General features: G+C 39.0%; 11 protein-coding genes. 3 read left to right on the forward strand and 8 right to left on the reverse strand.

The window, feature by feature from the left end:
* Position 1 precedes the first annotated feature (1 nt).
* Positions 2–1909: a DUF294 nucleotidyltransferase-like domain-containing protein gene (locus G5B43_RS01660; RefSeq protein WP_165292970.1), complete on the forward strand. Its 1908-nt coding sequence runs from the start codon at positions 2–4 to the stop codon at positions 1907–1909.
* Between the two features lie 249 nt (positions 1910–2158).
* Here the strand turns inward: G5B43_RS01660 and G5B43_RS01665 are convergent, their stop codons facing one another.
* Complete coding sequence (locus G5B43_RS01665) at positions 2159–2836, reverse strand: YceI family protein (RefSeq protein WP_165292971.1); 678 nt, start codon at positions 2834–2836, stop codon at positions 2159–2161.
* A 72-nt stretch (positions 2837–2908) separates the two neighbouring features.
* On the reverse strand, positions 2909–4156 hold the full coding sequence (rocD, locus tag G5B43_RS01670) for an ornithine--oxo-acid transaminase (RefSeq protein WP_165292972.1): 1248 nt from the start codon (positions 4154–4156) through the stop codon (positions 2909–2911).
* 147 nt (positions 4157–4303) lie between these two features.
* On the opposite strand from rocD, the gene G5B43_RS01675 reads away from it, so the two are divergent.
* Complete coding sequence (locus G5B43_RS01675) at positions 4304–4756, forward strand: nuclear transport factor 2 family protein (protein WP_165292973.1); 453 nt, start codon at positions 4304–4306, stop codon at positions 4754–4756.
* Positions 4757–4979: 223 nt separating this feature from the next.
* On the opposite strand, the gene G5B43_RS01680 is transcribed toward G5B43_RS01675, so the two are convergent.
* Entirely contained in the window at positions 4980–5396 is a 417-nt protein-coding gene (locus tag G5B43_RS01680) for a hypothetical protein (RefSeq protein ID WP_165292974.1), read from the reverse strand.
* Positions 5397–5648: 252 nt separating this feature from the next.
* On the opposite strand from G5B43_RS01680, the gene G5B43_RS01685 reads away from it, so the two are divergent.
* Positions 5649–6887 (forward strand): tyrosine-type recombinase/integrase, encoded by a 1239-nt coding sequence (locus G5B43_RS01685; RefSeq protein WP_165292975.1) that lies wholly within the window; start codon positions 5649–5651, stop codon positions 6885–6887.
* A 33-nt stretch (positions 6888–6920) separates the two neighbouring features.
* On the opposite strand, the gene G5B43_RS01690 is transcribed toward G5B43_RS01685, so the two are convergent.
* From G5B43_RS01690 to hpf, 5 genes are all read right to left on the reverse strand, one after another.
* Positions 6921–7886 (reverse strand): NAD(P)H-quinone oxidoreductase, encoded by a 966-nt coding sequence (locus G5B43_RS01690; protein ID WP_165292976.1) that lies wholly within the window; start codon positions 7884–7886, stop codon positions 6921–6923.
* A gap of 4 nt (positions 7887–7890) precedes the next feature.
* A complete protein-coding gene (locus G5B43_RS01695; protein WP_317167459.1) occupies positions 7891–10644 on the reverse strand; it encodes a TonB-dependent receptor in 2754 nt (917 codons plus the stop codon).
* A 155-nt stretch (positions 10645–10799) separates the two neighbouring features.
* The gene (locus G5B43_RS01700; protein WP_165292977.1) at positions 10800–11327 is read right to left on the reverse strand and encodes a ferritin; all 528 of its coding nucleotides are present in this window, start codon (positions 11325–11327) and stop codon (positions 10800–10802) included.
* Positions 11328–11502: 175 nt separating this feature from the next.
* Positions 11503–11865, reverse strand: a complete 363-nt coding sequence (locus G5B43_RS01705) for a DUF6686 family protein (RefSeq protein ID WP_165292978.1) — start codon at positions 11863–11865, stop codon at positions 11503–11505.
* A gap of 124 nt (positions 11866–11989) precedes the next feature.
* Positions 11990–12334: a ribosome hibernation-promoting factor, HPF/YfiA family gene (gene hpf / locus G5B43_RS01710; protein ID WP_165292979.1), complete on the reverse strand. Its 345-nt coding sequence runs from the start codon at positions 12332–12334 to the stop codon at positions 11990–11992.
* Positions 12335–12349: the final 15 nt, after the last annotated feature.

Below are 12349 nucleotides of genomic sequence, written 5' to 3' on the forward strand. Positions count from 1 at the left end.
CATGCCAAATTTAATTGAAATTTTAAAAAACACACAACCCTTTGATATCCTTCCGGAGAGCGTACTTCGAGGTATTTCCGAATCGTTGATACAAACTTCTTATACACGGGATACGCTGGCTTACAGACAAGAGGTAACAGAAGTAAAAGGTGTTGATATTATCGTCAAAGGAGAATATGAAACGTTTTTTTTCGATTCGTCCGAAAACAAACGTTCGGTTGAGATACACCATCCTCTTTATTGCTTTGGCGGCATTTCCATTCTCCTCAACAGAACGAAAGCTTTAAAATCGGTTATGGCGAAAAAGGGCACGGTTGTATATAATTTACCACGTAAGGAATTTCTTGAATTGTGTCATGCTTACGACGATTTTTTCCAATATTATACAACGGATTTCGGAAAGAAAATGCTGAACGAAGAGTTTTCACATTTCGTGAAAACCCCGGCTTCTTTTGAAGAAAGTTATATTGCAGCAGAACAGCTCTATTCCAGAAAAATAGATGGGATAGCCTATAAAGATATTGTGTCTTGTGCCGCAGATACGCCTATCTACAAAGCTGCGAAACATATGGCTAACAATCGCGTAAGCTGTATCTTCATTCTGGACGAAAACCAAAATATCATAGGTTATGCCACCGACATAACCCTTCGAGACAACGTTATTGCTAAATGTATTGATGTCAATGCATCAATCGCCGAGGTTATGGATAATCCTATCGTATCGATATCCCATCAAGCCTACCTCTATGAAGCCGTGCTCATGATGTTCAGCACAAAGAGCCGTTACCTTTTAGTAGAAAAAGACGGACGATATGTGGGTTTCTTGAGCCGAAACCGGATATTAAGCGAACAGGGACAATCACCGCTGGTTTTCATTCAATCCGTAAAGTTGGCGGAAACCATTGAGGAATTACGTCAAAAATGGAATTATGTACCGGAAATCATCAAACAACTATTAGGCCGCGGCATTAACGCTGAGATTACCAATCAAGTCATTACAACGATAGCGGATACTATCGCCATTAAAGTTATTGAACGTGTAATTAGGGAAATGGGTGAACCTCCAGCCAAGTTTGTCTTCATGGTTACGGGAAGTGAGGGAAGAAAAGAGCAAACCTTAAAAACCGATCAGGACAATGCCATTATCTATGAAGATAAAGCTAACGAACAACGGGAAATGGTTCGAAAATATTTCCTCACATTCGCGAAAAAAGTATCAGATTATTTAAATGAAATCGGCTTCAGTTATTGTGAAGGAGGATACATGGCTAGCAATCCCGAGTGGACCCATTCTTTATCACATTGGAAACGCAACTATAAAAAGTGGATTGAGGAAAGTGTACCCGAAAACGCAATTAAATTCTCGACATTTTTTGATTGCCGTTTCCTATATGGCGAAAAAAACATTATCGAAGAACTCAAACAATTTTTAGAGGTGGAACTTCAAAAGCCAAACGATCGGTTTTTCGCTTTTACAGCAAAAAATGCCCTGCAATATGAGCCTCCCCTAACTTTCTTCAAGAATATTAAAACCGAAACCATCGGTAAGACCGAGGTTTTCAATATCAAAAATGCGATGACACCTATTGTCGACTTGGTTAGAGTATATGCGCTTAAAAAAAGAATATATCAAGAAAATACCGGAGAAAGGTTAAAGAAACTGATGGAATCGGGAGTCTTCACGCCTCAACAATATCATGAACTTTATCAATCCTACTATTATTTAATGGCGTTGAGGTTGGAAAACCAGGCTAATCAAATATTGGTGGAGAAGTCAGATCCCAATAACTATATTCGTATAAATACATTAACGAAAATTGAAAAGGCTACTTTAAGAGAGATATTTAAATCGATCGGCAACTTTCAAATGGGAATAAAAATGCGGTTCACGAATAATATACTTGGTTGATATTTGGTCACAAACTTATTAAATGATATAAAAACGTTACAGAATATAAAATAACTAATATCAAATAGCTTGACTTAGTGTAAAAAATACACTATATTTGTACTTTCATAATTTAGGTTTATAATTGGTTAGTTAAGGGCTTTCATTCTCCCCGTTTGAAAGCCCTTTTTATTTTGGAAAGATACTATCATTTCATATAGAAATGCCTCCATATAGGAGGCATTTCTAAAGATATGTTTATCACACCTATTATTGTTTCGTCGCTTCTAGATTAACTCCAACCTCGATGTCCCTGCTTATTCCCCACTCTGCCGGATCCAAATCCGAAGTACCGAATTTGATACCCCAATCTACACGGTTTACAGTAAATTTAGCCTCTACAGCAACTTTATCGTCTTGAACATCAATCTTAGCAGGAAAAGACACGTTCAATGTGCTATCTAATAAAGTAAGATTACCGCTAACGAGTTTGTTTGCGCCATCCACTGCGTCTTTCACGCTAGATAAATCCAAGTCCGCAACCTGTGTAATATGGAAGGTTGCAGTCGCATGTTTTTCAACATCAAAAAAATCTTCGCTTTTCAAGTGGTTTTGCAAATCGCTAGATTTTTTATCTGCTTCGGTTACCGAAGCAGCGTCAACATGTAAGGATTTCATATCAATGGTGAAATCACCTGCATTGACATTTCCGTCTGCAACCGATACTTCACCGGAACTTACGGAAAGCGTACCCCAACGAGGAGCAAGACCGCCTTTATGCGTCGCTCTCCAAGTCACCTCAGAAGCTTCTACATTTGCAATATATACGTCTCCTTGTTTCTCCGCTACTTCTTGTTTTTCGGATACTTGCGTCTTTGAAGAATTTCCCCCACAAGAAGCAAATAGAATGGCAGTACCTGCCACCACTGATAAAAAGATCTTTCTCATAAATGTCTTATTTATTAAATAAAATTATTCTAAAAATACCCATCTTTTTTGACGTTCACAATAGACGTACGCTTATTTTGGCTCATCCAATATTGCCAATGATTTTTGGATGATGCGAATAGCGTCCTCTAATTCTTCTTTAGAGATTACCAAGGGGGGTGCAAAACGGATCTTGTCGCCGTGCGTAGGTTTTGCCAACAAACCATTTTTCAGAAGTTCCAAACAGAAAATGTCAGCAGCATTATCTTTCGGATGATCAATGACGATGGCATTAAGAAGTCCTTTCCCCCGTACCTGTTTAATTGCGGGATGCGTTAAGGTGTTTAATGCCGAACGGAAATAAACACCAAGTTCTGCTGCACGTTCCGCAAGCTTTTCCTCTTTCAACACCTCTAGTGAAGCGATAGCGACAGCACAAGCTATGGGGTTTCCGCCATAGGTAGAACCATGTTCGCCCGGCGCTATCGTCAACATAATCTCATCATCGGCAAGTACCGCAGAAATTGGTATAACGCCGCCGCTCAAGGCTTTCCCTAAAATAAGAACATCTGGCCGGACATTTTCATACTCGCAAGCCAATAATTTTCCTGTTCTCGATAAGCCTGTCTGAATCTCGTCTCCTATAAATAGCACGCGATGTTCTTCACACAATGCTTTAGCGGCCGCCAGATAACCGTCATCGGGAACAAAGACTCCCGCTTCTCCTTGGATAGGCTCCACCAACAAACCCACAACGTTTTCATCTGCAAATGCATCGCGAAGTGCATTCAAATTGTTGTAGGGGATTGTGACGTATCCCGGCATAAAAGGTCCGAAACCAACTCTTGCCGTAGGATCTGTACTAAATGAAATAACATTGATGGTACGACCGTGGAAATTTCCTTCGACGGTGACAATCTTGGCTTGTCCGTCCGGCACACCTTTTACAACATACCCCCATTTACGGGCTAATTTTAAAGCTGTTTCCACCGCTTCCACCCCCGTGTTCATGGGTAACACTTTGTCATAATCAAAATACTGTGTAATATATCGGGTGTATTCTGCCATTTTATCACTGTGGAAAGCCCTTGATGTCAGCGTTAATTGTTTTGCTTGCTTTATCAAAGCTTCGACAATTTTCGGGTGACAATGTCCTTGATTGATAGCCGAATAACCGGATAGAAAGTCGTAGTAACGCTTGCCCTCCACATCCCAAACAAATGGCCCTAGTCCCTTGCTTAATACAACTGGCAATGAATGGTAGTTGTGAGCACCATATTCCTCTTCTATTTGTATGTAACCTGCTGTTTTTTCCGGAATTTCATATCTATTAGTCTCCATGTTGTTGATAATAAGATATAGACAATATAACAATTTTCAGTTTGAATCCCAAAAATTCAGGCATCTGTCTCTTCGATTTAAGAAATAATATCTTGGATTATCGAAAGAGAATTATTAAATTCGATAATCGAATAAACATCACATTATATGACGTTATATAATAAAGTATCCCTAGTTATGCTAACTGTCGTTATGGCGACCATACTTTCCGAAACATCCGCTCAAGAAAAAAGATCTTTGCAAGAAGAGGTTGAAAATGCGACGAAAGCGCTTACTGAAGCCATGTTAAAACCAACGGCGCAAGTATTAAATAAACTTGCATCAGACAAACTCAGCTATGGACATTCCAGTGGCACCATAGAAACAAAAGAGCAATTTGTAAATACGCTCGTTTCGGGAGCTTCGGTCTTCGAAGAAATTCAGATTTCTGAACAAACTGTGGATCTACAAGATAACACAGCCATCGTCCGCCATACATTACATGCGAAAACCAATGATCCAGGAAAAGGCCCTGCCAGTATTCGTTTAGGCATCATGTTGACATGGGTGAAATCGAATGGTAGTTGGCAGCTTCTTGCCCGCCAGGCGTTTAAACTGTAAAAACCTCTACTACGGCTGTTGTTCTTAAAGCACTCTCGCCAGTTGATGGGCAAAGTCCCTCACCACGTAGTTCTCGGACGATAGATTCAATTAGGGCATGTTGAATATTTTGGCTTTTCGAAATCAACAAACTGAGTGCCTGATGGTGTTATTCGGGTTACGGGCGAGAAAACACGCCATTGTCGTGTCGCCAACTTGCACAAACGCTATCGGACGAAATATCCTACCTAGCTTCTTTATCTTTTAATTGAATCTTCAATTCCAGAGAAGTTACTTTTTCTATCAGAAAGTTCCGATACTTTACTAATTGTCCGTTCATTTCTTCAAGCTCACGAACTTTATCTTGCAGGTTTATTACTTTTTTCAGCAATGCATTCTCTTTCATTATATCTTGATGGTAGAAATCCAAATTAGTATCACGCATAAAAGGAATTTCCGGGGGTGTATCAAAAAGCGTTTTAGTCCTCTTACTAGGCACTGACTCCGGTGCATTCAGCAGTGGCATCGTTTTTTTTATCCAAGCCAACATCGTCCGTTTATCCTTAACACCATATTTATCCATCGCCTCCTCTAAAAGCAATTCTCCCGAAATAATCGCTTTTACCGCTTCTATTTGTATTTCCCTTTTTGACTTCTTCATTTAAACTATGGATAGATTATATCACCTATATTATATAAGTAGTCCTACCGAGACTATAGTGAAAATAATTTAAAACTTCCTGTCAGCACTTTAGGTAATTGAGACGAATAATAAAAAATATACTTGCTTGATTGAAAAACACCGCGAACCTAATTTTTTATTATATTTGTTTGAGTCATAAGTAGTCTCGGTAGGACTACATTTTTTACCTAACTTCGCGACACTACGTGTAAAAAAACAATCCACATCCTTATGAAAACATTTGATATAAGATTCTCTGTGGAGAAAAATAGAGTCCGCTTATACCTACATCTTCCACAGGGAGTCTACACATTCGACACTCCTTATCAAATCACAGAGAAAGAATGGAACTACGTCGAACAACGTCCAGAAAACCCTTACACAAAAAATGCAAAGATTATCTATAACGGTTTGAACAGAATCAAAATTACTGTAGCCAATTGGTTAAGGGACGAGAAAGTAAACAAACCCGATATCCAGAAAGGTGTACAAGCTTGTATGTTACAAGCCTATAGACAAAAATCAATTGTAAAGGGAGACAACCTTGCACACCAGATCCAGGTGTATATCGAAAGCCGAAAACACATCATCGAGCCGAACACATTAAAACGATATCATGTATTCCTGCGCCTTGTCCAACGATTTGAAGGTTATGCCATGAAAAACTTCAAGATAAAGGAAGTTGACGCTTCCTTTGTAAAACAGTTCATCCAATTTGGAACAGAAGAAAATTACTCTCCAAGTACGCTATACCGTACGATATCCTTCATCCAGACTGTGCTTAATTTCTTAGAAAAAAGAGGAATAAGGACCTTCGCCTATGAGTTGGAATTACCGAGGATAAAAAAGAAGACACTTTTTGTTACGTTAACTGAAGAAGAGTTGAACAGTATAAAGCAAGCCGTTATCCCGTCTCAATTGCAACATGCGAGAGATTGGCTTTTAATCAGTTGCTATACCGGCCAACGTATATCGGATTTTATGAATTTTTGTTCGGATATGTTGCACACGATAAAAGACAAAAAATGCCTTGCATTTCAACAGCAGAAAACCGGAAAAGATATTCTGCTTCCGCTCCACCCAGAAGTACTCCACATTATAAAAAAGTATCCGAACAAGTTTCCTCCCAAGATATCGGAACAACTATACAACAGACAAATAAAAGAATTTGCCAAGCTAGCAAATATACATACGTTGGTATATTACAACAAGCGATCCGGACATCGTTGCAAACCGCTTCAAATCCCAAAATGGCAAGCGATATCCAGTCACATCGGTAGACGTAGTTTTGCATCTAATTTTTATGGTAAGATACCGACACCGCTATTGATGGAAGCTACAGGACATGGCTCAGAGGGTATGTTTCATAATTATATTAACCAAATGGATATCCAAAGGACAATCACGTTAGGAAAGTATTTTGAACATGCTTATGAACGTTCTCCTATCAAAGAACAAGCGGACGTATGATTACGTCCGCTTCTCGTATCTATTAAAAAGTAATCAAATGACAAGTGCAAGTTTTCCCAAAAATGTGCCATTCTCCATTAATTCATGTGCCTCCGCCGCATTTTCCAATGGAAAAGTTTTAAATAATTGCGGTCGAAAAGATTTTCCGATGAGTGGCCAAACGTGCTGATGTATTTCCCTCGTCAGTGATATTTTGAAGGAAAGGTCTCGGGCTCGTAATGTACTTCCGGTTATTAGGATACGTTTTTGCATTAATTTCAAAATATTAAGCTCCACTTTATGTCCTTTCACGGCGTTAATATACACCAGACGACCGTCCGTATCCAGCAAGTCGATATTTTTTTGGAAATAGCTACCACCTATACTATCTAGAACTACGTTGATTTTCTCTTCTCCTAAAACTTCCCAAAAATCACTTTCTCTATAATTGACAGTGTTATCAGCACCCAATTGCCGACAATAAGCTTCTTTTTCATCAGAGCTAACAGTCGTCAGCACCTTTGCTCCAAAAGCCTTTGCAAGCTGGATAGCGGTACTACCGATACCACCGGCTCCACCGTGGATTAAAATCGATTCACCCTTCTGCAATGCACCGCGACGAAATACATTATCCCAAACGGTGTATACTGTTTCCGGTAAGATCGCTGCTTCTTCAAAACCGATCCCCTCAGGAATGGAGAGACACATGTCCTGATGAGCGGTCACATATTCCGCATAGCCGCCACCTGCAACCAAGCAACATACTCGCTCTCCTACCTTCCTTTCTGTTACTGCCCTGCCCACTCGGGTAATAATTCCCGCCACTTCAAGTCCAGGGATATCTTCTACTACACCGACAGGGGCAGGATACTTTCCTTTACGCTGAAAAATATCTGGACGGTTTATGCCGGCTGCCTTGACCTGTATCAATACCTCGTCTTTGCCAATCGCCGGCTTAGCGCGTTCTTGAACCTGTAAAACATCAAGATCACCAGGTTTTGTAATGACAATTGCTCTCATTATACTACTTTTTTTTCGGGTACTTTTGCAAACGCATATTTAAAGTAACCATAAAATAACGCCCAAGCCGATTATTTCTAGCTTCATATATATCATTACCTATATATTCACTGTACGTACCCATATTTTTATTTTGGTCTAACAAATCAAAGCCCTGGAAACGTAACAATGCTCTCTTATTGTGCAAAAACGAAAATTCCAGATAAGCATTGATGATCGTCGGATTAATGTTCATAAAGCTGCTAGCATAACCAGAATTGAATCGTTGGGACATCTCTGCGCCCAACGTTACGTATTCTCCCAAATAGCTTTTCGTAGCAGCACTTGCCAGCAAACTATGACCCGTAATATTTGTAGAAACAGGCCATGTATAACTCGCGCTATTTAAAAGATAGTTCGCATTAAACATAGATTCAAAATAGTCGCTCCATGTATAACGTAATTGAGTAGACTGTGAGTATATAAACTGTCGCGTTGTATTTCGTTGATCGTTTATATACGATAAGTTATTGTAATAATCGACGTTTCCGCTGATATCCAATTGTACATTTTCATTAAACAACGGCGTATTGAAGAGATAATACCATTTAATGTCGTAATATCCGTCTGTGTTTTTAAACGTTGTCTCCTGAATAGTCGAACCGAAAAATGCCTTTTTATCGGAAACAATCTTGTTAACTACATAATTGTAAGCAAAATTCGTTTCAAAATATTGACCTCTTGACGTCACGAATTTTCGTAATGTCGTGCTAATCCGATTCGAAAATTCCGCTTTCAGTTCCGGATTTCCGATGATAATATTCTGTGAGTTACTATTATCACGTATAGGGATAATATGTAAAAGGTTAGGCTGATTGTTTTTGCCGACGTAATCAACACTCCAGTCCGCTTCGTCGTTCAACCTCCATTTAAAACCTGCGGTAGGTACCAGATTAACGTTTTCATACGTGTACTGCATGTCCTCTCTAGGGAGAAAGCTCGTCAATCTAACAGGTTGCACCGCAAATCCGATATTAGCTTTAAAAGTTTTATTTGGCGTGTATTGGTAATTCAGTCCCATACGGCTATTTCTGAAGCGATAATTATAGTTCACACCCAAAGAGTCTACGTAAAAAAAATTATCGGGTTCCGTAAATTTAAGCTTATCTTCCACGATCCGCTGTGTAGTCATATCCGTTATTTCATAGTTATACAGAAACTCCAATGTACTGTATTCCGAAAACGGTTCAACAAAAGATAATGAAACGCTGGCCCCGTCCGTACCATTACGTTGCTGAATAAAATATCGTTGCTCAAAACGGCTTCTTATCGGATCGACAGGCGTAGAATCGACGGAAACATAGTAGTCCCATACATCTTCTAATTTACGCTGGCTGTTAAAGTTAAAGGAAACACTTCCCAATAACTTTCTACCCGGTTTCTTAAAAGCTTTGGCGTACAATATATCAAGATCCAAATTCGGGTTTTTGTGAGAAGATGAGTCCTGATATTTTCCGTCATTTGTTATTTGGTTACTCTTGGTCAGCCTATCCCTTTTATTCCAAACAGAAACTTCGTTGTACGAAAATACTGGTTTTACCTCCAAGATATCGTGGTTCTTGAAACGGTGTTTAAGTTCTGCAGTGAGCCGATGAAAATTATCATTATTATTTATAACATAGTCTTCTTTATTCCGAATCCGGTTACCGACATAATCGGAGCTTAGAATAGAATTCCCCTCTGTAACGTTTTTTTTTCTGGTGAAGCTATAACTCGCATTGAGCTGCGTATGTTCTGCGAGATTATCTGAAAAGCTAAAACCCAATGATTTTATATTATTAAGACCGTCCGTCGGGTCTACAAAATCATTAACATCAAAAAGTGATTTTTCTCTTTCTCCCATCCCCGTCGGCGAACCAAACGAAAATAAGCTCGTATTGGTATTGTTGATGGAGCCTACCAACGAAAATTCCTGCCCGTCATCAAAGCGATTAAAACCAGCACTACCGATATAGCGTTCTCTAGTTCCTACACCGCCGGTTAACTGGCCAAAAGAAATACGCTTACGGTCATCTTTGAGAACAATATTTAGTATCTTCTCAGGGTCTTCTGCCGTAAACCCTCTATCTATTGCATGATCATCGCGATGGTTTAATATCTGTATGCTTTTGATAAAATCTGCAGGCAAGTTGCGAGTGGCCGTTAATACATCACCTCCAAAGAATTTTCTACCATCTACCCGTACGGATGAAATAGGTTTTCCCTGTGCGTATACCGTACCGTCTCGAGAAACCTGGATTCCCGGCAATTGCTTTAAAGCCTCTTCTAAAAGTGAATTCGCTCGAAAGGTGAACGCATCCATATTATATTGGATGGTATCTCCAGCGTAGACTACCGGAACAGTTTTGACAATATATACGCCCTCTATTAACGAACTTTGTGGTTTTAACATCACATTGGGCATGACTATAAAGCTGGATAAATTTTGTGGTGATAATGTCCTGTTGACGATCTGGTAACCCAACATACTGTAAGAAATCCGGATATCCGTACCTTCAATATCCTTAACGCGATAATATCCGGCATTCGACGTTACTACAGTAACTGTGTCTTCTGTACTCGTCAATCGTATCGTAACACCTTTCAATCTCGTCCCAGCAGTATCCACAACAAATCCCTGAATCTGGCGTGACTCCGTTTGGGCTTTTGCTCCAATCGAACTCCACCCAATAAAAAAGAGCGTTGCAATCAGGAATATAAGATGTCGATAATGTCTCACAAAAAACTAATGTTTACGCATTTTCGTCAATATAACAAAAAAAATGAAATTCAATAAAAGTTTATATAATAACGCTATATCCTGGTCAATCCGTATAAAAGAAAAGCGGGTCATCTCATTCGAAACGACCCGCCTACATAATTCTTTTGTCCGAATTATTCTCCGTCAAACGTTACCTTAACTAGGTGTTTGTCAATTTCCCAACGACCCGTGCCTTCTTCGCCAATAACGTCAAACAATTCCAAGATACGACGGGCTACATACTCTTCTTCCACCTGTTCTTCTAAAAACCATTGTACGAAATTGAATGTAACGTAGTCCCTCGCCCTCATGCATTTGTCCGCAATATTGTTAAACTGCTCCGTCACATGCATCTCCTGTTCCAATGTTTGCTCAAAGACACCACGAAAAGATTCGAAATCAACAGGAATGTTCGTTATCTCAGGAGAAATAGCGCGTCCTCCGCGGTTATTGATATAGTTAAAAAGCTTCAACATATGCTCGCGCTCTTCATCCGCTTGTTTAGCAAAAAATGTCGCTGAATTGTCAAGTCCTTGATCATCGCACCAAGACGACATCGCTAAATAAAGCGCTGATGCATGTGCTTCTACTTTTACCTGTGCATTTAATATATTTTCTATTTCTTCCGATAAGGAAGACTTTAATTTCAATAGATCTTTCATATTTATTCTGTTTTAATCTTAAACAACTTTATTTACATAACAATGTATCCCTCACATTGTTTATGCAAAGATAAATCAAGAAAGCTCAAAACAAATAAATAAAATGCAATACAAATTAAGTCTAAATTACCGAAAATGCACTTTAACTTGTTTAGAATCAGTACAATTAAAAAAGTTAAATGGCAAGCATGGCGTCTTTACGAAGAATCTTTTTTACTTCGCTATTCAGTTCTATCATAAACTTTGCTCCGGTTAAAATTTCCCGTAAGTTTAAAATGTCTTGGACAGAAAGGATGAAACACCTTTCGGTACGGTGCGGCATGACGATTTCAAAATCAGCGGCACGTGAAGTATCTGCTAACATACGCGTAATATCCAACGTATCTATACGCTTCTTGAACAGGAAAAAATCCGAAACCTTAAATGCAGTCGTTGTTTGTTGGAATTCTAGCCAATAGCAGTTTTTTCGGCTACATTGGTATACGGCTCCATGTGTTGTTTTATATACTTCTTCTACTTGTGCTAATGGACAAATCATCGTTCTTTAGAAATTCGCTGAGCAAATATATATCTTATTCAGATTCAATCCAAATAAATTACACATAAAGTAAATAAAAAAGCTGATCTTTCGATCAGCTTTACCTTTTCCGATATTCGGCTCTTTAAAATTCCTCTTCGGGATCGCTCAATAGCTCTTTGTGGTTACTTACTGCTGTCCTAGTTTTTGTTTTATGTTTATTGATCTGTCGCCGTAATGATTCTACAGCAATATCAGTTGCTTCTTCGAAACTTTTCGCCTGTGCTTTGGCAAATAACTGGTTACCGGGTATGTTCATCTTCAATTCTACCACTTTGTTGGCTTCATCGTCTACATTCTCCAGACGAAGATAACATACGCTTTCAATGATGTTGTCCAAAAACTGTTCTAGTTTAGCGGTTTTCTTCTTGATGAACTCAACTAACTTTTGATCAGCATCAAACTTGATAGATTGCACAGTAATGTTCATTTTTCCTCCTTTTTT

This window comes from Sphingobacterium sp. SGR-19, assembly GCF_011043555.1.
Lineage (GTDB): Bacteria > Bacteroidota > Bacteroidia > Sphingobacteriales > Sphingobacteriaceae > Sphingobacterium.